We start from the raw sequence: 21,747 nt of genomic DNA on the forward strand, positions 1-21,747 counted from the left end.
GTCCCGTCGTGGGATGGACACGACTCACGAGACCGGGGTCCCTCTGATCGACGATGACAACGCGCGGGCTCGACGGAGTCTCAGTCGGTGTCGTGGGCGGCGGAGTCGGCGGGCTCTCGGCGGCGGCGCACCTCGCCGACGAGGGGGCGGAGGTGACGCTGTACGAGCGCCACGAGCGCGTGGGCGGGGTCGCGGGCCGGCTCGAACGCGACGGGTTCCGGTTCGACACCGGCCCCTCGTGGTACCTCATGCCGGACGTGTTCGAGCGCTTCTTCGAGCGGTTCGGGCACGAGCCGAGCGACTTCTACGAGCTGGAGCGGCTCGACCCGCACTACCGCGTGTTCTGGGACGACGGGGACCGGGTCGACGTCCCCGCCGACCCGGACGCGGCCGCGGGGCTGTTCGAGTCGTACGAGGAGGGGGCGGGCGACGCCTTCCGCCGGTACCTCGACGACGCCGAGACGGCCTACGAGGTCGGGATGGACCGGTTCGTGCTCCCGGGCCGATCGCGGCTCCGCGACTACCTGTCGACCGACGTCCTCGCCGGCGGCCGGAAGCTCGACCTGCTCGACACGCTCGACGACCACGTGCGGTCGTACGTCGAACACCCGAAGCTCCGCCAGCTGCTCCAGTACACCCTCGTCTTCCTCGGCGGGTCGCCGTACAACACCCCGGCGCTGTACCAGCTGATGAGCCACGTCGACTTCGGGCTCGGGGTGTACTACCCGCTCGGCGGGATGTACGAGGTTATCGAGGCAATCGAGTCGGTCGCGACCGAGCGGGGGGCCGACGTCCACACAGGGGTCGCCGTCACGGGCGTCGAACCGGAGTCCGACGGGATCGCCGTCGAACTGGGCGGCGACCGCTACGTCCACGACCGGGTCGTCTGCAACGCGCCGCCCGAACACGTCGAGCGCGAGCTGCTCCCCGACGGCGCGGTGCCGCGGCTCGGCGGCTACTGGGACCGGCGGACGTACGGTCCGAGCGCGTATCTGCTGTACCTCGGCGTGGAGGGGTCGCTCGACGGATTCGCGCACCACACGCTCGCGCTGCCCACCGACTGGAAGCCCCACTTCGACGCGATCTTCGACGACCCGGCGTGGCCCGAGGACCCGACGGTGTACGTGAACGTGCCCTCGCGCACCGACCCGTCGGTCGCGCCCGACGGCCACGAGGCGGTCGTGACGCTCGTCCCGCTCGCGCCGGGACTCGACGACGGGCCCGACCGCAGGGCCGCGTTCCGGGATCGCGTCCTCGACGCGGTCGCGTCGTACACCGGAACCGACCTCCGCGACCGGATCGTCGTCGAGGAGTCGGCCTGCGTCTCCGAGTTCGCGGAGCGGTTCGACCGACCGGGCGGGAGCGCGCTCGGCCTCGCGCACACCGCGACGCAGACGGGGCCGCTCCGGCCCGGCCCGCGAGTCCGAGGGGTCGACCGCCTCTACTACGTCGGCGGGAGCAGCAACCCCGGGATCGGCGTGCCGATGTGCCTGCTGAGCGGCGAGCACTGCGCCGACGCGGTCGCGGACGACGTCGCGGGCGGGAGTCTCGACCGGATTCCGACGCTCGGACGCTGAGGGGGCCGCGATACCGCCCGTCGAGCGGTCGCTTCGAGCGCCGGACCGCTCCGAACACTCGTCTCCGAGGCCGAAACCATCTCACATACCCTTACTCGTCAGGTTGGTGGATTTAATTACCATGCAACGTTGTTATGAACGTCGTATGATCGAAACAGCAGCGGCTGATTTACTCGCAAGCGGAACAGTCCCGCTCGAAATGACGCAGACCCAGATCTTCGAGGCCATTCAGAGCAACCAGCTCCTGGCCTCGTCGCTCTGGATCAACATCGCCCTCGCCGGCCTGTCGATCCTCCTCTTCCTCTACATGGGGCGGAACTTGGAGGACCCGCGCGCACAGCTCATCTTCGTCGCCGCCATGATGGTGCCGCTGGTGTCCATCTCCAGCTACACCGGGCTCATCTCCGGACTCACGGTAAGCTTCCTCGAGATGCCGGCCGGACACGCCTTGGCCGGTCAAGAGGTGCTCACCCCGTGGGGTCGGTATCTCACGTGGGCGCTGTCGACGCCGATGATCCTCATCGCGCTCGGCCTACTCGCCGGCTCGAACATGACGAAGCTGTTCACCGCCGTCACGGCCGATATCGGGATGTGCGTCACGGGCCTCGCGGCCGCGCTGACGACGTCTTCCTACATGCTGCGCTGGGTCTGGTACGTCATCAGCTGCGCGTTCTTCGTCGTCGTCCTCTACATCCTGCTCGCCGAGTGGGCCGAGGACGCCGAGATCGCCGGCACCGCTGAGATCTTCAACACGCTAAAGGTGCTCACCGTGGTTCTCTGGCTCGGCTACCCGATCTTCTGGGCGCTCGGCGCCGAGGGGCTCGCGGTGCTCGACGTCGCGATCACCTCGTGGGCCTACAGCGGGATGGACATCATCGCGAAGTACCTCTTCGCGTTCCTCCTCCTGCGCTGGGTCGCCGATAACGAGCGCACGGTCTCCGACGTGGCGGCCGGCCTCGGCTCGGTCTCCCGCAGCGGCGCGGTCTCGGCGGACGACTGACGACGCGGTCGCGGTCTCTCTTTACCGCTCTCTTTTCCGCTGGCTCCGACGCCCGTCAGCCGCCGGCACGGCGGCTAAGAGACAAGCGCTAAACCCGCGGCGGCGGTGATACGGGACATGAAACAGGCCATCGTCGCCCGGACGGACATCGGCATGGGCGAGGGGAAGCTCGCCGCGCAGGTCGCGCACGCCTCGCTGTCCGCGTATCAGGACGCGGGGCGGCGCGCCCGGAAGAAGTGGCAGGGGGAGGGACAGAAGAAGATCGTGTTGAAGGGCGACTCCGAGAGCCAGCTGTTCGCGCTGGCCGACAAGGCCGACACGGAGGGGCTCCCGTACGCGATCGTCCGGGACGCGGGCCACACCCAGCTGGAGCCGGGGACCGTCACCGCGCTCGCCGTGGGCCCCGCCCGCGACGACACCGTCGACCGCGTGACCGGCGACCTCTCGCTGTACTGAATGGCCCCGCAACGCCCCCTCCGCGAGGCCCATCCGACCGAGCGCGCGGTCGGTCTCGACTACTACGTCAGCGGCGCCGACGGGATCGGCGGTCGACTCCGCGACTCCCCGGAGGATTTCCGGGTCCGCGAGCTGGAGGCGTTCGAGCCGGAGCCTCTGGGGGTCGACACGGGGAGCTACCCGGAGCTCGTCGTCCGCGTCACGCTGCGCGACTGGGACACGAACGACTTCGCGCGCCGGATCTCCGACGCGCTCGGCGTCAGCCGCGAGCGCGTCTCCTGGGCCGGCACGAAGGACAAGCGCGCGGTCACCACGCAGCTGTTCACGCTCCGCGAGGTCGACCCCGACGACCTCCCCGAGATCCGCGGCGCCGACATCGAACCGCTCGGGCGGGCGGGCCGGCGGCTCTCCTTCGGCGACCTCGCGGGCAACGCCTTCGAGATCCGCGTCGCCGACGCGGCCGACGAGGCGCCCGACCGCGTCGCGGACGCGGTGCGTGACCTCCGGGCGTTCGCGGGTGACGAAGGCGACGACGCGGAGTCGGCGGCGGGCGACGGTGCCTCCGCGGACGCCGACCGATCCGCGATCGACGCGACCGTCGGCGTCCCGAACTACTTCGGCCAGCAGCGCTTCGGCAGCCGCCGGCCCGTCACCCACGTCGTCGGGCTCGCGGTCGCCCGGAACGACCCGCGCGAAGCGGTCCGGCTGTACGCGGGCAACCCGGCGGCGACGGAGCCGGACGACACCCGGGCCGCGCGGGACCGCGTCGACGCCGCGTTCGGGGTGGACGCCGACGCGGCCGAGGGAGGCGTCACCGGCGGGGTGGCCGCCGACGTCGACGACGCCGAGCGCTCCGCGGCCGACGGCACCGGCGACGGCGACTGGAGCGCCTGCCTCGACGCGATCCCCGGCAAGCTCAGGTTCGAGCGCTCGATGGTCCACCGGCTCGCCGACCGCGGCGTCGACCCCGACGCGCCGCCCGATCACGAGGACTGGTGGCACGCGCTGGAGGCGGTCCCGTCGAACCTCCAGCGGCTGTTCGTCAACGCCGCGCAGTCGTTCTGCTTCAACCGGATCGCCAGCGAGCGGCTCCACCGGGGGCTCCCGTTCGACCGCCCCGTCCCCGGTGACGTCGTCTGCTTCGCCGACGGCGACGCCCCCGACGAGCTGTACGCGCCCGACACCGACCGGCTCCAGCGCGTCGACGCCGACCGCGTGTCGGTCGTCTCGCGGCACTGCGAGCGCGGGCGGGCGTTCGTTACCGCCCCGCTCGTCGGCACGGAGACCGAGCTCGGCGGCGGCGAGCCCGGCGAGATCGAGCGCGAGGTCCTCGCCGACGCCGGGATCGAGCCGGGCGACTTCGCGCTTCCGGGGGAGTTCGACTCGTCTGGCACCCGGCGGGCGATCCTCCTGCGGACCGACCTCGACGCGTCGTTCGACGACGGCGACCCGCGGTTCGCGTTCGCGCTCCCGAGCGGCTCGTACGCGACCGTGCTGCTCCGGGAGTTCACAAAGCGCGGTCCGCTCGACCTCTGATCGGGGCGTCGACCTCGAATTGATCCGCGTTCGTGTATCGAACAGCCGTTCCAGACGCCGAGACCCCCACGATACTGCGACCCGTTCCGAGCCGCTTTTGTGCGGGAGCCGTCAATCGAGGCCATGACCCGGATCGTCGTCATCGACCTCCACGGCCAGTTCACGCACCTCGAACGGCGCGCGCTCCGAGATATCGGCGTCGACACCGAGATCGTCTCCGCCGACGCGCCGGCCGGCGAGGTCGAGGCCGACGGGATCGTCCTCTCGGGCGGCCCCGACATGGACCGCGTCGGCAACGCGCCCGACTACCTCGACTTGGACGTTCCCGTCTTCGGGATCTGCCTCGGGATGCAGCTCATCGCGACCGAGTGCGGCGGCGCGGTCGGCGGCGGCGACTACGGCGGCTACGCCGACGTCGACGTGGAGATCGTCGACGACGAGGACCCCCTCGTCGGGTCGCTCGCGCCCGAGACCCGCGTCTGGGCCTCCCACGCCGACGAGGTGAAAGAGCTCCCGGAGGGGTTCACCCGCGCCGCCACCTCCGACGTCTGCGGCATCGAGGCGATGTCGAACCCCGAGACCGACCGCTACGGCGTGCAGTGGCACCCGGAAGTCGCCCACACCGAGCGCGGCGAGGAGGTCTTCGAGAACTTCGTCGACATCTGCGAGTCCGCGTAGGAGTTTCTCACCGCTTCAGCCGCGCGGTCAACACCGGGACCTCGCTGTGTCGCACGACCCGCTCGGCGACCGACCCGGCCGCGAGGAACCGACCGACGCCGGTCCGCCCGTGCGTCCCCATCACGATCAGGTCGACCTCGTAGTCGTCCGCGGCGTCCAGGATCTCCTCGTGCGGGCGACCCCGCCGGAGGTGTCGCTCGACCGGGACCTCGCGTCCTTCGCCGGCCGCCGCGACGGCGTCGAGCGCGCGCTCGCCGCGCTCCTCCTCCCGCTCGACGACTACGTCCCAGCCGTCGGCGCCCGCGATCGTCTCGTCGACCACGAACAGCGCGTGGATCCGCGCGTCCGCGAGCTCGGCGAGGTAACACGCGTGCTCGACGGCGGCGTCGCTCCCCGGGCTCCCGTCCGTCGGACAGAGGACCTCGTCGTACATCGGGGGCGAGCCTCCCCGCCCGCCTCAGAGCCGATACCGCCGGACGTGTTCCGTCCCGCAGCTCGGGCACTCGCGGCGGTACTCGACGGTCGCGCCGGAGGTGGCCGCCTCCCACTCGCTCGCGTCGTCGACGAACCCGCACTCCTCACAGGCGTGCGACCCCTCGCCCAGCCGCGCGCGGAGCCGCTCGAACGCCGACCTGCCGCCGTGGCTCAGTGACATACGGTACCAATATACAATAACACGATTAATAATTACTGATGCTGCGGGGGACGCTCATCGCACACGTCCGTGACCGACACTCTCGGTGACAAGAACGAGCCGTCGGCTGGCGGTCGGATTCGTCGACCGCAAAAACGGGAGAAAACGGCCGCCTACTCGGCGAACAGCTCGTCGACCGCCTCGCCGGCGGTCTCGGCCGCCTCGCGGGCGACCGCGTCGGGGTCGGGGTCGTCGGGGGCGTTCAGGTAGACGTCGACGTCGAGTACGCCCTCCTCGAACGTCACCGTGACGTCAAGGTCGGTCACCGCCGACTGGTCGTAGTGGGCGAAAACGACGCCCTCCGCGGCCTCGGCCGCGGTGCGGACCACTTCGTCGTCCGCCGGCTCGTCGCTCATCGACCGCTTACGCGCCGCCCGCGCCCGGACCGCCCGGGCCCATCGGACCGCCGCCGCCGGCGCCGCCCTGGAGCATCTGCTGCAGCTCGCCCTGAAGGTCGTCGAACTGCTCTTCCACGCGGTCCTCCTGCTTCTGGAGCTGCTCGGCGCGGACCTCCAGCGAGTCGACCTTGTTCTCGAGGTCGTCGTAGGCGGACTCGTAGTCCGTCTCCACGAGGACCTCGCCGATCTCGCGGTACATTCCGGCGTCCTCGTCGACGTCCTCGAGGGCGTCGAGCGCCGTCTTGGACTCGTTGAGCGCGGACTCCGCCTGCTCCTTCTGCTCGGCGACCTGCTGTGCGGTCTCCTGCAGCTCCTGCAGCTCCTCGATCTTCTCCTGTGCCTCGGGCGGCATGTTCCCTTGCATGGACGATAAGAGGCGACCCGGACAGAAAAACCCCCGACTTCTCCGACAGGGACCGATTCGACCGACACAGCCCCGAAACGGCGGAATATCGCCGGGGAGACCGCTACTCCCGACCGCCTCTTTTCCCGACCCGCTCCGCGACCTCAACGAGCCGGGACCAGCTGTTGATCCCGGCGCGGAGGGCGACGAGGTCGTCCGCGGTCACCCGCACCCGGACCGCGCCGCCGTCGCGGGAGACGGCCGCGGCCGAGCGGGCGTCGTCGATCTCGCCGATTTCGGGCCCGAGCGCGTCGGCGACGAGGCGTGCGCGCCGCTCGGAGGGGTAGGCGAACGAGAGGACGGTCTCGTGTGCGCGGGACGCCGTCACGGTCGAGAAACCGACGTTACTCGACGTTGACTTCCTTCACGTCGGCGCCGCGCTCCTTCAGGAGGACGCGGTGGCCGCAGTACGGGCAGCGCACGCCGCCGTACTCGTCGAGGGTGACGTCGCGCTTACAGCGGGAGCACTTGTAGCTCATCGTCCTATTCCTCGTCGGCGAGCGCGGCGCGGATGGAGCGGCGGACGGTGCGGCCGCCGGGGGTCTCGGGGCGGTACGCGCCGCCCGTGAACGTCTCCCCGGTCTCCTCGTTCACCCAGATGCCTGTGCCCTTGCGCGTGACGTCGTCGCCGTCGACGGTAGCGTTCTGCATCTCCGCTTCGATGTCCTGGACGCGCTTCCGGGAAACCCGGCCGTAGCGAGCGCCGAATCGGCCCGCACTACCGGTGCTTCGTGCCTTGTCCTCAGCCATAGTGCATCCGTCTACCGCCAGCGCGCGTAAAAAGGCTACGAGTCGGGGGCGTCACGGGAGACGGCGATCCGACCGACCCCGGACGCGGAATCGCGCCGTTTCGACAGCGATACGGCATTTAAATATTCGATCTCGACGGCGACATTTATTTATAAATAGACGGTGCGGTGGCGTGTGCCGTCGAGCGGCCGGTGGCCGCGAGACGCACGCGCGAGGGACGCGGTGAGCGCTCGGAGAGCGCGAACCGCGAGGCTGGGGAGGCGTGAGGTGCGGTCGCGGTGCGGGTGGGTGGGACTCAAAGGGGCAGTCGCGAGGACGAAGCACGGCGTAGTAAGCACCGCAGCGAGGGAGCGTCAGCGACTGAGCGAGGAGCGCGACAAGCCGCGCGAGTCCTCGCGGCTGGGGCTTTGGAGTGGTTCGCCGTCGATCCGGTCTCATCGGCGTATGAGCGAGCGGCTGGGGCTTTATGAGCGCTCACGGTTGGTACAACGGTATCCCCTTATTAGTGAGCGGCTGGAGGGCTGTGGGCGTCCACCGCGTATCGACCGCAACGCCTTTCACAACCAAGTAATACTACCAAGTTGTATGCACGGATTCGACGGCTTCAGCGACGTGAGCGAGACGGACGTGACGAAGGCAATCGGCAACGAGTGGACCGACGGGTTCCTCGACTACACCGACTCCGAGGTTATCATTCTCGGCGGGGGGCCGTCCGGGCTGATGGCCGCCAAGGAGCTGGCCGAGCGCGGCGTGAAGGTGATGATAGTCGAGAAGAACAACTACCTCGGCGGCGGCTTCTGGCTCGGTGGCTTCCTGATGAACACGGTGACGGTCCGGGACCCCGCCCAGGAGATCCTCGACGACCTCGACGTGGACTACGAGCCGGTCGACGACGTGGACGGCCTGTACACGGCGGCCGGCCCGGAGGCCTGCTCCGGGCTGATCAAGGCGGCCTGCGACGCCGGCGCGCGCGTCCAGAATATGACCGAGTTCACCGACCTGGTCGTGCGCGAGGACCACCGCGTCGGCGGGATCGTGATGAACTGGACCCCGGTCCACGCGCTCCCGCGCGAGATCACCTGCGTCGACCCGATCGCGGTCGAGTCCGAGCTCGTGATCGACGCGACCGGTCACGACGCGGTCGCGATCAGCAAGCTCGACGAGCGCGGCGTCCTCTCGGCGCCGGGCATCGAGCACGCGAAAGAGAACAACACCGGGATGGACCAGACGGGCGACGGCGAGTACGGCGCCCCCGGCCACGACTCGCCCGGGCACGACTCGATGTGGGTCGGCGAGAGCGAGGACAAGGTCGTTGAGCACACCGGCGTCGTTCACGACGGGCTGATCGCCTCCGGGATGGCCGTCGCGACCGCCCACGGGCTCCCGCGGATGGGTCCGACGTTCGGCGCCATGCTCGTCTCCGGGAAGCGCGCCGCGCAGTCCGCGCTCGACGAGCTCGGCGTCGACGAGCCCGCGGTCCAGCTCTCCGCGGGTGACGCGCCCGCCCCTGCCGACGACTGAGAGGCCGACCGGGAGATCGTCGGGCCTCCGGTCGTTTATTTATAAATAGCTGAGAACGGATCGGCGGCGAACACCGCCAAAGCCCCAGCCGGCACAGCAACCGCAGCCTCACACCTCCACAGCCTCGCGGTTCGCGCTCTCCGAGCGCTCACCGCGTCCCTCGCGCGGTACTGAGTCACGGCCGCCTTCGGCGGCCGCTCGCAGGCACGCGCCACCGCCTCGTTCGTTTATAAACAAAGGTCGTCACGACTCTCGACTTCGGGGCCACGCCCGAGTCGTTCGAGAGATTATCACGAACGTTCACTCGATCGCGACTCAACCGTGTGCCTTTTTGCGGCGGTGTATCGAAGCCGGCGGTATGCGAAACGCCAAGATCGTCTGTACGATCGGCCCCGCCTCGGACGAGCGGGACACGATCCGCCGCCTCGCCGAGGCGGGGATGTCCGTCGTCCGGCTGAACGCCAGCCACGGGACGACGGCCCACCGCGAGAAAGTCATCGAACGTGCCCGCGAGGTCGACGACGAGATCGACGACCCGCTGGCGGTGATGGTCGACCTGCAGGGACCGGAGGTCCGCACCGCCGAGCTCGAGGAGCCGATCTCGCTCCCGACGGGCTCCGAGGTCACGTTCGCGGAGGGCGACGACGCCACCCCCGAGCGTGTGGGGCTCACCCACTCCATCGCGGCCGCGGGGCCGGGCGACACGATCCTCCTCGACGACGGTCGGATCGAGTGCCGCGTCGAGCGCGTCGACGGCGAGTCGGTCGTCGCCACCGTCGTCTCCGGCGGGAAGCTCAGCTCGCGGAAGGGAGTTAACCTCCCGGGCGTCGCCATCGACGTCGACCTGATCACGCCCGCGGACGAGGCCGAACTCGACCTGGCGGTCAGGGCGAACGCCGACTTCGTCGCGGCCTCCTTCGTGCGCAACGCCGCCGACGTCTACCAGATCGCCGACGAGCTGGAGGAGCGCGGGGGCGACGACATCCCCGTCATCGCGAAGATCGAGCGGGCCGGCGCGGTCGAGAACCTCGACGGTATCGTCGACGCCGCGGACGGCGTGATGGTCGCGCGCGGCGACCTCGGCGTCGAGTGCCCGCTGGAGGACGTCCCGGTCATTCAAAAGCGGATCATCCGGACGTGCGTCAACGCGGGCGTCCCCGTCATCACCGCGACGGAGATGCTCGACTCGATGGTCCACTCCCGCCGCCCCACCCGCGCCGAAGCCTCCGACGTCGCCAACGCGGTCCTCGACGGCACCGACGCGGTGATGCTCTCCGGCGAGACCGCGATCGGCGACGACCCCGTCAACGTCGTGGAGACCATGGACCGGATCGTCCGCGAGATCGAGTCCAGCGACGAGTACGCCGAAACGCGCGAGCAGCGCGTCCCGACCGCCGCGGAGGGGTCCCGGACCGAGGCGCTGGCGCGCTCGGCGCGCTACCTCGCCCGCGACATCGGCGCCTCCACCGTGGTCGCGGTCTCCGAGTCCGGCTTCACGGCCCGCAAGACCGCGATGTTCCGACCGGGCGTTCCCGTGGTCGCGACGACCCCGAACGACCGGGTCCGGCGGCAGCTCGCGCTCTCGTGGGGGGTCCGCCCCGTCCTGACGGAGTACGCCCGCGACATGGAGGCGATCCTCGACAACGCGGTCGACGCCGCGCTCGACACCGGCGGCGCCTCCTCGGGCGACACGCTCGTCGTGCTCTCCGGGATGCTGACCGAGTTGGAGGGAACGAACACGACCAACACGCTGAAAGTCCACGTTGCGGCCGAAACGCTGGTGACCGGGAAAGCGGCCGTCGCAGGACGGATCGCGGCGCCCGTCTTCCGGACCGACGACGGCGACCTAACGGAGATTCCCGAGGGATCGATCGTCGCGCTCGGCTCCGACTTCGAGGGGGAGTTCTCCGGCGACCTCGGCGCGCTCGCCGGGATCGTCGACGCCCGGGAGGGGATGACCGGCTACCCCGCGGTCGTCGCCCGCGAACTGGGCGTTCCGATGGTCTCCGGTGCGACGCTCCCCGGAGGTGTCGCCGACGGGACCGTGATCACGCTCGACGGCGAGCGCGGCATCGTCTACGACGGCGACGTGATCGCGCCGGCCCGGAAGCGGTAGCTCGCGTTCTCGCGAATCGCACGCTCGCCTTCCCACCGAACCCTACCCGCCAGCCATTTACCCACGACGCGCCTACCGAGAGGTATGTCCAGCGACGACGACGTCGGTGACACCGCCGACGTCGATGATATCGACGCCGACGACGTCGACGCCGGCGGCAACACGCGGAGCCGGGCGAACGAGTCCCGGGACGCGGACGGCGACGACGAGCGTCAGTGGCGCTTCGCCGTCGACGACGTCGGGCCGGACGGCGTCACGGAGGACACTGCCACTCCCGAGGACGAACCGATCGAGCCGGGCTCGATCGACGCGGAAAACGCCGCGCTCGTCGCCCTCGGTGTCGCGGTCACGGTCGGCGTGCTGCTGTTCGGGTTCTGAGGCGTCGACGCTCGCCTCACCGCTCTCGCCGGCGCTCGTACCACCACTTATACCGACGCGGCCGTACGTCCGGACATGGATCTGCTCTCGGGACTCGGACCGCTCCTCCAGTCCGGGCTGATCGGACCGGACACGCTCCCCCTCCTGCTGTTGACCGCCGGCCTGCTGCTCTCGATGGCGGAGGCGCTCGCGCCGGGCGCGAACTTCATCGTCGTCGGCATCGCGCTGATCGGGGCGGGGCTCGGTGGGCTCCTCCTCGCGCCGCTCGTCGCCGGTGCCGGACTGACCGTGGTCATGGCGGTCCTCACGCTCGTTTTCGGCGCGGCCGCCTTCTACGGCTACCACGAGTTCGACCTGTACGGCGGGAAGGGCCAACAGCAGACGAGCGACAGCGACTCGCTGAAGGGGAAGACCGGCACCGTCACTGAGCCGGTGACCGACTCCGACGGCGAGGTGAAGCTCTCCGGCGCCGGCTTCAACCCCAACTACTCCGCGCGCTCGATCGAGGGGACGATCGAGGAGGGCGAGGAGGTGATGGTCGTCGACCCCGGCGGCGGCAACGTCGTCACCGTCCAGTCGATGGGGTACGTTGAGGACGACATCGACAGGGAGCTCGCGGCCGACCGCGCCCAGAAGGAGGCCGCCGAGTCCCCCGGCGGGGAGGATTTCGGGGTCGAGACCGACGCGGAGACCGAGACCGAACGCGAGTGACCCCGCCCGGGGAATCCGCGGCTCGGACGGACGAGACGCCTGTTCGGCATCGCGGACGCCCCGGCTCTGCCCTCCGCGGTCGGGCCCGCGGCCCCGACGACCCCGGAGTGCCCGCCGCCGCATTCGGGAGTTTTTAAGCCGAGCGGGCTCCGTCTCCCGACATGATCCTGTCGGACGCGGACATCCTCGACCGCCTCGCGGAGGGGGACCTCGTGGTCGAGCCCTTGGACGACATCGACCAGCAGGTCCAGCCCGCGAGCGTCGACCTGCGGCTCGGCGAGCGCTTCCTGGAGTTCCAGCGCACCAACATCCCCTGTATCCACCCGACCGAGGCCGACGAGGTCGGCGAGTACGTCACGGAGACGACCGTGGCGGAGGGCGACGAGTTCATCCTCCACCCCGGCGACTTCGTCCTCGGGACGACGACAGAGCGCGTCGAGGTCCCCTCGGACCTGCTCGCGACCGTGCAGGGGCGCTCGTCGCTCGGGCGGCTCGCGATCGTCATCCACGCCACCGCGGGGATCGTCGACCCCGGGTATAAGGGCCAGATCACGCTCGAACTCTCGAACCTCGGCGCCGCGCCCGTCGCGCTCTCGCCCGGGATGCGCGTCTCGCAGCTCATCTTCACGGAGCTCAAGTCCCCCGCGAACCGCCCGTACGGGACCGATCGGGACTCGAAGTATCAAGACCAGGACGGTCCGCAGGCGTCCCGGATCGGCGACGATCCGGAGTTCGACGGCGACGACGCGGCGAGCGACCCGAGCGAGACCGCCGCGGAGGACAGCCCATGAAGTTCATCGAGGAGGTCGTCGTCGACGAGTTCCTCCCCACGGTCCGCTCGATGCTGGCAGAGGACCTCCGCGACCGCGGCTTCACCCAGCGGGAGGTCGCCGACGCCCTCGGGATCTCGCAGTCGGCGGTCTCGAAGTACGCCCACGGCGACGTGGCGCGCCACGAGCGAATCGTCGACGACGACCGCGTCCGCGACCTGGTCGACCGCGTGGGCGAGGGGCTCGCCGCCGGCGACCTGAGCCCGGTCGCCGCGCTCGTCGAGATCGAGGTGCTGATCCGGCGGTTGGAGGAGGGCGACCTCCTCGCGGACCTCCACGAGGCGGCGATGCCGGCGCTCGCGGACGCCGACCTGGAGTTCTCGGTTCACGACCCGGACAGTGGGCTCCGCGAACGCGAGCGCGTCCTCGGCTCGGTGCGGCGCGGGCTCCGGACCCTGACGAACGCCTCCGGGTTCGCCGGCCTCATCCCGAACGTCGGCGCCAACGTCGCCGAGTGCCTCGACGACGCCCGAACAATCGACGGCGTCGCCGCGGTCCCCGGCCGCCTCGTCGACGTGAAGGGGCGGGCGATGGTCCCCGGCGAGCCCGAGTTCGGGGTGAGCGAGCACGTCGCGACGGTCCTGCTCGCGGCGCGCGAGGCGGGCGCGGACGTCCGGGGCGCGGTCAACCTCCGGTATGACCCCGAGACGGTCGAGGCCCTCGGGGGATCGCACCCAACCGTCGAGTTCGACGCCGAGCGCTCGACGGCCGAGGCGGTCGCCGACGCGGTCGCGGACGCGGAGCGCTTGACCGGCGACGACGCCCTCGTCCTCTACCAGACGGGCGCCGTCGGCGTCGAGCCGATCGTCTACGTCCTCGCGCCCACCGCGGCCGAGGCGGCGCGGGTCGTCCGCGGTCTGCTGTAGTCATCGGCGGTCCCCGGCCGGCCTTGGGCGCACCCCTCGACGGCCCCGAACCAGCGGGCTTTAGGCCCGTATCCACGATAACTCGAGACACACACCACATGAGCCACGACGACTTCCCCACGGACGACCCGGCGGTGGTGACCTGTGGGCTGCCGTACGCCAACGGCGACCTCCACATCGGTCACCTCCGCACCTACGTCGGCGGCGACGTGTACAGCCGCGCGCTCGAACGACTCGGCCAAGAGACCGCCTTCGTCTCCGGCTCGGACATGCACGGGACGCCCGTCGCGGTCAACGCCGAGCAGGAGGGCGTCTCCCCGGAGGACTTCGCGCTCGACTGGCACGAGCGGTACGCCGCGACGTTCCCGAAGTTCAACGTCGAGTTCGACAACTACGGTCACACCCACGACGAGACGAACACCGCGGTCACCCAGGGGCTCGTCCGCGACCTCGACGAGGCCGGCCACGTCTACGAGAAGGAGATCATGGTCGCGTACGACCCCGTCGACGACCAGTACCTCCCCGACCGCTACGTCGAGGGGACCTGCCCGTACTGCGGGGCTCACGCCCGCGGCGACGAGTGCGACGAGGGGTGCCAGCGCCACCTCGAACCCGGCGAGGTCGAGGACCCCGAGTCGACGATCACCGGCAACCCCGCCGAATACCGCGAGCGCACCCACAAGTTCTTCGCGGTCTCGGAGTTCTCGGAGTATCTCTCCGGCTTCCTCGACCGGCTGGAGGGCACCTCGAACGCCCGGAACCAGCCCCGCGAGTGGATCGAGCAGGGGCTCCAGGACTGGTGTATCACCCGCGACATGGACTGGGGGATCGACTATCCGGGTGGCGAGGCGACGGAGTCGCCTCGGGGAGGCGGTGAAACCGCCGACCACGACCTCGTCTTATACGTCTGGGTGGACGCCCCGATCGAGTACATCTCTTCGACGAAGCAGTACTCCGACCGCGTCGGCGCCGACGCCTTCGACTGGGAGGCCGCGTGGAAGGCGGGCGCGAGCGACGATCACCCCGAGGGCGGCGAGGTCGTCCACGTGATCGGCCGCGACATCATCCAGCATCACACGATCTTCTGGCCCGCGATGCTGGAGGCGACCGACCACGCCGAACCCCGCGCGGTGATGGCGAGCGGCTTCGTCACCCTCGGCGGGAAGGGATTCTCCACGAGCCGCGACCGCGCCGTCTGGGCCGACGAGTACCTCGACGAGGGGTTCCACCCCGACCCGCTGCGCTACTACCTCGCGACCAACGGCGGCTTCCAGCAGGACGTCGACTTCTCGTGGGAGAAGTTCCGCGACCGCGTCAACACCGAGCTAGTGGGCACCGTCGGCAACTTCCTCTACCGCTCCCTGCTGTTCGCCCACCGCAACTACGACGACGCGCCGATCGCGGACGCGACGAGCGACGAGGTCGACGCGCGGATCGAGGAGGCGATCGACGACGTCGAGGCCGCGGTCAACGACTACTCCGTGCGCGCGCTCGGCGACGCCGTCACCGACCTCGCGCGCTTCGGCAACGAGTACATCCAGCGCAGCGAGCCGTGGAACCTCGTCGACGAGGACCCCGAGGAGGCCGCGCAGGTCATCCACGACTGCGTCGCGATCGCGAAGGCGATCGCGGTCCTCTTCGAGCCGATCGCCCCCGAGAAGTGCGAGCGCCTGTGGGCCCAGCTCGGCGAGGACGACTCGGTCCACGAGGTCACCGTCGACGCCGCCCGCGAGGGGCCGGCGGGCGACCTCGCCGAGCCGACCGAGCTGTTCGAGCAGATCGAAGACGAGCGCGTCGAGGCGTTAAACGAGAAGCTGGAGTCGCGGGTCGCCGAGGCGGAGGCGAGCGACGAGGGTGACGCCGGGGACGCCGACGGCGACGAGAGCGGAGAGGAATCGGCCGACGACGCGACCGACGACGAGGCGACCGACGACGAGGCGACCGACGACACCGACATGACCGACATCGAGCCCCTCAGCGACGACCGGATCAGCTTCGACGACTTCCAGGAACTGGACATCCGGATCGGCCGGATCGAGGAGGCCGAGGGGATCGAGGGCGCCGACGACCTCCTGAAGCTCCGTGTCGACCTCGGCGCCGAGGCCCGGACGATCGTCGCGGGACTGAAACAGCTCCACGACGTCGACAACCTCCCCGACACGAAGGTCGTCGTGCTCGCGAACATGGAGAAGGCGGAGCTGTTCGGCGTGGAGTCGAACGGGATGGTGCTCGCCGCCGGCGACGAGGCCGACCTCCTCACCACCCACGAGGACGCCGGCCCGGGGACGAAGGTGAAGTGAGAGGCGGTCGGGGCCCGATCGAGTGCGCCGGCGGCGCCACGCACCGGGCGTCCGGACGCATCGAACGCCGAGACGCACCGAATGCCTGGACGCACCGAGCGGTCGGCGGATCGCGGGTCCCGAACTATTATGTTCGCGTCGGAACACGAGACGCTCGCAATGGCCCTCCTCCCGTGGTTCGAGGCGCTCTCGCTTCAGGCACAGCTCGTTCTCGTCGCGGCCGTGTTCGATCCGATCGGGTTCGCAGCCGGCTACCTGTTCGCCCCCGAGTTCGGCGTCGAGCCGATCCTCGGCGGCGCCTACGGACTGGTGGCCGCGAGCCTGCCGCTGTCGCTGCTCGTGCTGCGCGAGGCGAGCGGCGCGTAACCGGCTCTGACGGCGCCGACCGAGCGCGTTCGGCGACGAATCACGCGTCCAGCATTTCGATCAGGTTGCCGTCGGGATCGACGACGAACAGGATAGTCGTCCCGCTCTCGGTCGTTCGCGGCTCGCTGAGCGTCTCCACGTCGCCGTCGAGGTCGCGGTAGAACTCCTCTACGTCGTCGACGGAGAGCCCGAGGTGGATCGCGCCCGGTCGGTTCAGCTCCGGGTCCGCGGTCGGTTCGCCCTCGGGCTCGTACGCGACGAGCTCGACGACCGTCTCGCCGTCCTCGCCGCCGGCGACGAGGTGCGCGAACTCGGCGGCCGCGCCGTCGACGGCGACGGCGTCCGCGAACGCCTCGCCGCCCACGGCGAACTCGGTGGCGACGTCGAGGTCGAACGTACTGGTATAAAAATCGACGGCGCGGTCGAGATCGGAGACGGTGACGCCGACGTGGTGGGGAGTCGGATCGGACAAGGGTCGAACGACGGGGACCGATTTAAAAATCGTGTCGGCCGGCGGGCGCGACGGACGCGCCGCGATTCGCTCTGTCCCTCAGAGGAACCCGACGAGCCCCGTCGCCTTCGCGAGCGGGACGCCGGCGACGACGGAGCCGATCAGGTAGCCGCTGATGGCGCCGCCGTTCAGCAGAGGGAGCCCGGCGTGCGGCCGGCCCTTTATCACCCAGCTCATCAGCACGAGCAGCCCGGCGAGGCTCCCGACCATCGCGAGCAGCGCCGGGAGGTTGATCCCGACGAGCGGGACCCCGAGCCCGGTCGCGGGCGAGAACGTCGCCGCGCTCGCGACCAGCACGGCCGGGATCACGGCGTCGCCGAGCCCGATGAAAAAGGCGTCCCGATCCTCGATCGCGGTGGGGTCGGAGACGTCGGCGTCGTCGGGGTCGCTCTCTCCGGCCTCGTTGGGGGTTGCGGGGTCCTCGGCGGCCTCGTCGCCGCCGAGGTCCGTTTCCTCCCCCTCCTCGTCCCCGGCCAGCAGCGAGTATGACAGCGACAGCGGGATGACGAGCACCACCGGGATGTTCAGGTCCATGACGCCCTCGGCCAGCGACAGCATGTGCTCCGTGCCGTACACCGAGACGGCGTCGTAGACGGCGAGGACCGCCAGCAGGATCAGCGCCGGGAGCAGCCCGAACGAGATGCCGAACAGCCCGGCCGCGCCGGCCCCCATCAACACCCCGGCCGTGTCGATCACGTACCACTCGGGGTAGACGAGCAGCCCGACGCCGACCGCGGCCGCCGGCACGGTCGCCGCCGCCGGCGACACCAGCGCGGAGAAGACGTACCAGGAGAGCCACGCGGAGGTCCCGACGATGAGGAGCCGGACCGCGCCGTCGAAGTTGTATTTAAAGGCCGCGAGCATTACGCCCGTCATGACGAGGATCGCGAGGACGTACACGACGCTGTTCGTCGGGTCGTCCGGGTTCTCGACCGCCTGATAGCCGCTCTCGGCGAACTCGGGGACCAGTGCCAGCGCGCCGAGCTGGACGGCGAGGAACAGGCCGACGACGAAGGCGACGCCGCGGTACTCGCGGGGGAACATTCGAACGGGAGTTCGGGATCCGAGGGTTTCGTCCTTGCGTTTCGGCCCGGCCTCGGTCGAGGTCGATCCGACCGGCGTCGGTTCGGAAAGCCGCCGACTCGTCGCGAGAGGGATCCGGTGCCGCGAACGTCGGTACGGTGACGTCGTCCCGAGTCGCAGAAGGGGTTCGGGTACGGTGTGGGAGCGGGTCGGACCCGAACCCGAGAGCCGACGGACGACGGACGGTGGAAGCGAGTGTCCGGCCGACCCGCCCGAAGTCGGACGGGCCGGCCGGGCTCGTCCGCGGCGTTTACCACCAACTCGATCCGAAACAAGAAGCTATCGCCCGGATTATCGGAAGCGATACTGGACGCCGACGCCGGCCGCGGCTACAGGGAGCACGGCGCGGAGAGGTAACTGGAGTGAAGCGGAGAGCGGGAAGGCGAGTTGAGGCGAAGGTGGGCGGGAGGCGGGCGGGCGGCAGCCGGACAGCGGACCCCCGGGCTGTCGTCGGCGTCGCCGCCCGAGTGGTCGGGACAGGCGCGTTGTGTTGTCGCCGAACTCCAACGAGAAAAGCGTCGGACTTCGGCATGTGTATGTAAGCGCTTCTCCGGTATAAACCAGGCGGTTCCGACACGTCGGTCGCGGTCCGAACGCGGGGCGGGGGTCAGCGCCGGTCCCGCAGCGCGGGGAACTCCTCGCGCACCGACGCCACGCGCTCCGGGTCGACCTCGGCGGTCACCGTCGCCGGCTCCTCCCCCGCGGACGCGAGCGTGGTCCCCCACGGGTCGTAGACGGCCGTCCGCCCGCAGAGCGCGTCGCCGTCGAAGGCGCCGCTCCCGTTGACGGCGGCGACGTACGCGAGGTTCTCGATGGCGCGTGCCCGACCGAGCGTCCGCCAGTGCTCCACGCGCGGGTACGGCCACGCGCTCGGCACCAGCACGCACTCGACGCCGGCTTCGACCATCTCGCGGAACTGCTCCGGGAACCGGAGGTCGTAACACGTCGTCACGCCGAGCCGGACGCCCTCTAAGTCGATCACCGGGACCCGCTCGCCGGGCACCATCCGGTCGGTCTCCTCGGAGCCGTAGCCGAACAGGTGGTGCTTCCGGTAGACGAGCCGGCGCTCCCCCTCGCGGTCGAAGAGGACCGCCGCGTTCGCGAGCCCCGCTCCGGCCGGAACGTCGATCCCGTCCGCGGCGGAGGCCCCGAGGTCCTCGACGACCGTCCCCGCGAGGACGTTGACGTCGCCGTCGGCCGCGGCCGCCGCGAACCGCGACAGCCGGTCGCCGGCGAGGCTCTCGGCCGCACGGGCGTACGCCTCGAACGCGAAGTAGCCGACGTCGAACAGCTCCGGGAGGACCACCAGGTCCGCCCCGTCGGCGGCGGCCTCTCGCACCCGTTCGATCGCGCTCTCGACGTTGTCAGCGACCGCGCCTCCCTCGACGCCGAGCTGGACGCAGGCTATCTTCATACCGCGGAGCCCAGGGAGGCGCGGAGCGCGTCCTCGAGGTTGTCGAGCTCCGCGTCGAAGTTGCGCTCGAAGAACGACTCGACCCCCGGGAGCCGACCGTTGACGACGAACTCGTTGGCCAGCCGACAGCTCCCGTCGGCCTCGGTGATCGTGTGCTCGCCGGTCACGCGGAACGCCTTCGACTTCCCGACGAACTTCACCCGGTTCGGCGGGTCGCGCTCGACCTCCTCGGTCTCGACGGAGATCGTCGATCGGATCATCGGTATCGGGAGCGCGACGTGCCAGGTCGCGCGCCTTTCGTCGTGGACCTCGAAGGTGTCGACCACGCTGATCGCGCCGGCGCGCTTCTCGGCGTCCGAGATGAACGCCCACACGTCTTCCGCGGGCGCGTCGAACTCGAACGTCCGGGAGACTCGGACGGTCATACCCCCCTGTTGGTGCCACGGGGTTTAAAAACACGCGAGTCCGGCAGGACGGGGACGGCGGGGGTCCGGTAGGATGCGGGAGGTCCGGCAGAAAGGACGAAGAGAGTTCGACGCCACCGCGTCCCCGACCTCAGCCCTGAGGGGTCACGCGCCACGTCGTCGACCGCGCTCGGCCCCACTTCTCGATGTCGACGTCGTCGGACTTCTCTGCGAGTCGGGGGAGCCGCGAGCCGACCTGCTTGGCCGTGAGGCCGATGGCGTCGGCGATCGTCTTCGAGCGGACGTACCGCTCGCCACGGGTGACGCTGTCCGTGAGGTACGCGAGGATCCGCTGCTCCTCCTCGGTGTACTCGCTCATATCGCTAACGTTGGTGTCTGACGTCCTTAACGGTTTCTCGTCGCTCGGCCGCTCAATCGAACAGCTGTACGGCGGCGACCGAACAGAGGGCGAAGACGAACGCCGCCGCGAACCCCCACGCGCGACCGATCTGCGACGGGTACCCGAACATTAGCACTGTACCGACGAGCGCGACGGCCCCCAACGCGAGCGCCACGCCGATCTCCATGTCTGAGTCGATGGATGCCTCGCTCATACCCGTCGCTTCGCGGGCGGCTACTTAGTTCATGCGAAGGACGCGACCGCACCGACGAGACCGCCTCTCTCAGATGATCTCGACGTGTTCGGACTCCTCGTTGAGCGCGAGGTTCGCGGCGATCTCGGCGTTCCGCATCGCGTACTCGGCGGTGTGCTGGAGGCTCACGAGCACCTCCCGGGTCATCAGCAGCGTCTCGTTGTCGAGGTCGTCGGGCAGCTCGCCGAGGATCCCCTGCTCGCGGTCCTCGAGGCGGGCGAACAGGTCGCGGCACTCGACGGTGAGGTCGTAGTCGCGCTCGACGACCGCCCGGACCGCGACCGCCGTCAGCTCGTCCACCTGGTCGGTGAACTCGCGGACCTGGCGCATTGTCGCGCTGTCGACGTCGAGGGTGTGACCGTCGGCCTCCATCACGATGTCGGCGATATCCTCCGCGTTGTCGGCGGTGAGCTCCAGGTTCTTCGCCACGGAGCGGTAGCCGATGAGGGGGAACCCCTCCTCTAAGCCTATCGCGCGCGCGAGGTTCGGGTTCTGGTACGCCGTGAAGATGAGCCGCAGGAGGAGCACGAATATCTTGTTCGCCTGCCGCTCGCGGTTGAGCGCGCGCTGCGCGAGGTCGGGGTTGCCGTGGGCGAGCGCCTTCACCGCCTCGCCGCGCATCGTCGACCCCGTGTTTTCCAGCCGCTCGAGCAGGTTGTCGAGGGTGAAGTCCTCCGGGTCGACCGAACACCGGATGGAGATGTCCTCCGGCGTCTCCTCGATGACGCCGAGCCCCATCAGCTGCGTTTCGGCTTTATAAACCGCGTTGATATGCTCGCTGTCGAGCGTGCCCTCGCTCCGGACGTGGATCACGCGCCGCCCGAGCACGTACTGCGCGACGATAGCGCGCTCCAGCGACCGCGCGTCGAGCCCGTCGGCGTTGATGACCGCCTCCGACTCCTCCGTGCTCACCGACTCCGGGAGCACGGTGAGCGTTCCTTTCCCCCCCATCCGGAGCGACACCTCGTCGCCCTTGTTGACGCCGTGTTCCTGCGCCCACTCGGCGGGGAGGGTCATCGCCAGCGTCGACGGACCCAGCCGTTGGACCTTCCGCGTTTCCATGCCGTCAGATACCGCCGGATACACCTTAACGTTGTTCCTA

Annotated in this window: 27 protein-coding genes; 13 read left to right on the plus strand and 14 right to left on the minus strand. The window is 70.0% G+C overall.

What is annotated here, in order from left to right:
• The first annotated feature begins 53 nt into the window (after positions 1-53).
• The 5 genes from N5096_RS04595 to N5096_RS04615 all read left to right on the plus strand — a co-directional run bounded on the left by N5096_RS04595 (position 54) and on the right by N5096_RS04615 (position 5,247).
• Positions 54-1,577: a phytoene desaturase family protein gene (locus N5096_RS04595; RefSeq protein WP_267663153.1), complete on the plus strand. Its 1,524-nt coding sequence runs from the start codon at positions 54-56 to the stop codon at positions 1,575-1,577.
• A gap of 199 nt (positions 1,578-1,776) precedes the next feature.
• The gene (locus N5096_RS04600) at positions 1,777-2,577 is read left to right on the plus strand and encodes a bacteriorhodopsin (RefSeq protein ID WP_267663154.1); all 801 of its coding nucleotides are present in this window, start codon (positions 1,777-1,779) and stop codon (positions 2,575-2,577) included.
• A gap of 117 nt (positions 2,578-2,694) precedes the next feature.
• Positions 2,695-3,033: a peptidyl-tRNA hydrolase Pth2 gene (gene pth2, locus N5096_RS04605; RefSeq protein WP_267663155.1), complete on the plus strand. Its 339-nt coding sequence runs from the start codon at positions 2,695-2,697 to the stop codon at positions 3,031-3,033.
• Entirely contained in the window at positions 3,034-4,569 is a 1,536-nt protein-coding gene (gene truD, locus N5096_RS04610) for a tRNA pseudouridine(13) synthase TruD (protein ID WP_267663156.1), read from the plus strand. It abuts the gene before it with no gap.
• Between the two features lie 123 nt (positions 4,570-4,692).
• Positions 4,693-5,247, plus strand: a complete 555-nt coding sequence (locus tag N5096_RS04615; RefSeq protein ID WP_267663157.1) for a GMP synthase subunit A — start codon at positions 4,693-4,695, stop codon at positions 5,245-5,247.
• A 7-nt stretch (positions 5,248-5,254) separates the two neighbouring features.
• Here the strand turns inward: N5096_RS04615 and N5096_RS04620 are convergent, their stop codons facing one another.
• From N5096_RS04620 to N5096_RS04650, 7 genes are all read right to left on the minus strand, one after another.
• A complete protein-coding gene (locus tag N5096_RS04620; RefSeq protein WP_267663158.1) occupies positions 5,255-5,680 on the minus strand; it encodes a universal stress protein in 426 nt (141 codons plus the stop codon).
• Between the two features lie 24 nt (positions 5,681-5,704).
• A complete protein-coding gene (locus N5096_RS04625) occupies positions 5,705-5,902 on the minus strand; it encodes an HVO_0649 family zinc finger protein (RefSeq protein ID WP_267663159.1) in 198 nt (65 codons plus the stop codon).
• A 152-nt stretch (positions 5,903-6,054) separates the two neighbouring features.
• The gene (locus N5096_RS04630) at positions 6,055-6,297 is read right to left on the minus strand and encodes a DUF3194 domain-containing protein (RefSeq protein ID WP_267663160.1); all 243 of its coding nucleotides are present in this window, start codon (positions 6,295-6,297) and stop codon (positions 6,055-6,057) included.
• Positions 6,298-6,304: 7 nt separating this feature from the next.
• Complete coding sequence (locus tag N5096_RS04635; RefSeq protein WP_267663208.1) at positions 6,305-6,691, minus strand: prefoldin subunit beta; 387 nt, start codon at positions 6,689-6,691, stop codon at positions 6,305-6,307.
• A 115-nt stretch (positions 6,692-6,806) separates the two neighbouring features.
• On the minus strand, positions 6,807-7,070 hold the full coding sequence (locus N5096_RS04640) for a KEOPS complex subunit Pcc1 (protein ID WP_267663161.1): 264 nt from the start codon (positions 7,068-7,070) through the stop codon (positions 6,807-6,809).
• 16 nt (positions 7,071-7,086) lie between these two features.
• Complete coding sequence (locus N5096_RS04645) at positions 7,087-7,221, minus strand: DNA-directed RNA polymerase subunit P (protein ID WP_008849123.1); 135 nt, start codon at positions 7,219-7,221, stop codon at positions 7,087-7,089.
• Between the two features lie 4 nt (positions 7,222-7,225).
• Positions 7,226-7,492 carry an eL43 family ribosomal protein gene (locus N5096_RS04650; RefSeq protein WP_267663162.1) on the minus strand — a complete coding sequence of 89 codons (267 nt, stop codon included), beginning with the start codon at positions 7,490-7,492 and terminating at the stop codon, positions 7,226-7,228.
• Positions 7,493-8,077: 585 nt separating this feature from the next.
• Here N5096_RS04650 and N5096_RS04655 point away from each other — a divergent pair.
• The 8 genes from N5096_RS04655 (at position 8,078) to N5096_RS04690 (ending at position 16,580) form a co-directional block, all read left to right on the plus strand.
• The gene (locus N5096_RS04655) at positions 8,078-9,013 is read left to right on the plus strand and encodes a sulfide-dependent adenosine diphosphate thiazole synthase (protein ID WP_267663163.1); all 936 of its coding nucleotides are present in this window, start codon (positions 8,078-8,080) and stop codon (positions 9,011-9,013) included.
• Positions 9,014-9,371: 358 nt separating this feature from the next.
• A complete protein-coding gene (gene pyk, locus N5096_RS04660; RefSeq protein WP_267663164.1) occupies positions 9,372-11,129 on the plus strand; it encodes a pyruvate kinase in 1,758 nt (585 codons plus the stop codon).
• Positions 11,130-11,213: 84 nt separating this feature from the next.
• Positions 11,214-11,507: a DUF7312 domain-containing protein gene (locus N5096_RS04665; protein ID WP_267663165.1), complete on the plus strand. Its 294-nt coding sequence runs from the start codon at positions 11,214-11,216 to the stop codon at positions 11,505-11,507.
• A gap of 75 nt (positions 11,508-11,582) precedes the next feature.
• Positions 11,583-12,218, plus strand: a complete 636-nt coding sequence (locus N5096_RS04670; RefSeq protein WP_267663166.1) for an NfeD family protein — start codon at positions 11,583-11,585, stop codon at positions 12,216-12,218.
• A 161-nt stretch (positions 12,219-12,379) separates the two neighbouring features.
• Entirely contained in the window at positions 12,380-13,009 is a 630-nt protein-coding gene (gene dcd, locus N5096_RS04675; protein ID WP_267663167.1) for a dCTP deaminase, read from the plus strand.
• Positions 13,006-13,914 (plus strand): thiamine-phosphate synthase family protein, encoded by a 909-nt coding sequence (locus N5096_RS04680; RefSeq protein ID WP_267663168.1) that lies wholly within the window; start codon positions 13,006-13,008, stop codon positions 13,912-13,914. The genes dcd and N5096_RS04680 overlap by 4 nt, the downstream gene beginning before the upstream one ends.
• A gap of 98 nt (positions 13,915-14,012) precedes the next feature.
• Positions 14,013-16,214: a methionine--tRNA ligase gene (gene metG / locus N5096_RS04685; protein WP_267663169.1), complete on the plus strand. Its 2,202-nt coding sequence runs from the start codon at positions 14,013-14,015 to the stop codon at positions 16,212-16,214.
• Positions 16,215-16,373: 159 nt separating this feature from the next.
• A complete protein-coding gene (locus N5096_RS04690) occupies positions 16,374-16,580 on the plus strand; it encodes a DUF8141 family membrane protein (protein ID WP_267663209.1) in 207 nt (68 codons plus the stop codon).
• 40 nt (positions 16,581-16,620) lie between these two features.
• Here the strand turns inward: N5096_RS04690 and N5096_RS04695 are convergent, their stop codons facing one another.
• The 7 genes from N5096_RS04695 to N5096_RS04725 all read right to left on the minus strand — a co-directional run bounded on the left by N5096_RS04695 (position 16,621) and on the right by N5096_RS04725 (position 21,707).
• On the minus strand, positions 16,621-17,052 hold the full coding sequence (locus N5096_RS04695; protein ID WP_267663170.1) for a VOC family protein: 432 nt from the start codon (positions 17,050-17,052) through the stop codon (positions 16,621-16,623).
• Positions 17,053-17,130: 78 nt separating this feature from the next.
• Positions 17,131-18,135: a presenilin family intramembrane aspartyl protease PSH gene (locus N5096_RS04700; protein WP_267663171.1), complete on the minus strand. Its 1,005-nt coding sequence runs from the start codon at positions 18,133-18,135 to the stop codon at positions 17,131-17,133.
• A 646-nt stretch (positions 18,136-18,781) separates the two neighbouring features.
• Positions 18,782-19,588, minus strand: coding sequence for a carbon-nitrogen family hydrolase (locus N5096_RS04705; RefSeq protein ID WP_267663172.1), 807 nt, complete (start codon positions 19,586-19,588; stop codon positions 18,782-18,784).
• On the minus strand, positions 19,585-20,013 hold the full coding sequence (locus N5096_RS04710) for an SRPBCC family protein (RefSeq protein WP_267663173.1): 429 nt from the start codon (positions 20,011-20,013) through the stop codon (positions 19,585-19,587). Before N5096_RS04710 ends, N5096_RS04705 begins: the two co-directional genes overlap by 4 nt.
• 130 nt (positions 20,014-20,143) lie before the next feature.
• The gene (locus N5096_RS04715) at positions 20,144-20,371 is read right to left on the minus strand and encodes a DUF7123 family protein (RefSeq protein ID WP_007998354.1); all 228 of its coding nucleotides are present in this window, start codon (positions 20,369-20,371) and stop codon (positions 20,144-20,146) included.
• A 52-nt stretch (positions 20,372-20,423) separates the two neighbouring features.
• Positions 20,424-20,606, minus strand: a complete 183-nt coding sequence (locus N5096_RS04720) for a DUF7525 family protein (RefSeq protein ID WP_267663174.1) — start codon at positions 20,604-20,606, stop codon at positions 20,424-20,426.
• A gap of 69 nt (positions 20,607-20,675) precedes the next feature.
• Complete coding sequence (locus tag N5096_RS04725; protein WP_267663175.1) at positions 20,676-21,707, minus strand: phosphate signaling complex PhoU family protein; 1,032 nt, start codon at positions 21,705-21,707, stop codon at positions 20,676-20,678.
• Between the last annotated feature and the right edge of the window lie 40 nt (positions 21,708-21,747).

This window comes from Halorubrum yunnanense (assembly GCF_026586675.1).
In the GTDB taxonomy this organism is placed as follows: domain Archaea; phylum Halobacteriota; class Halobacteria; order Halobacteriales; family Haloferacaceae; genus Halorubrum; species Halorubrum yunnanense.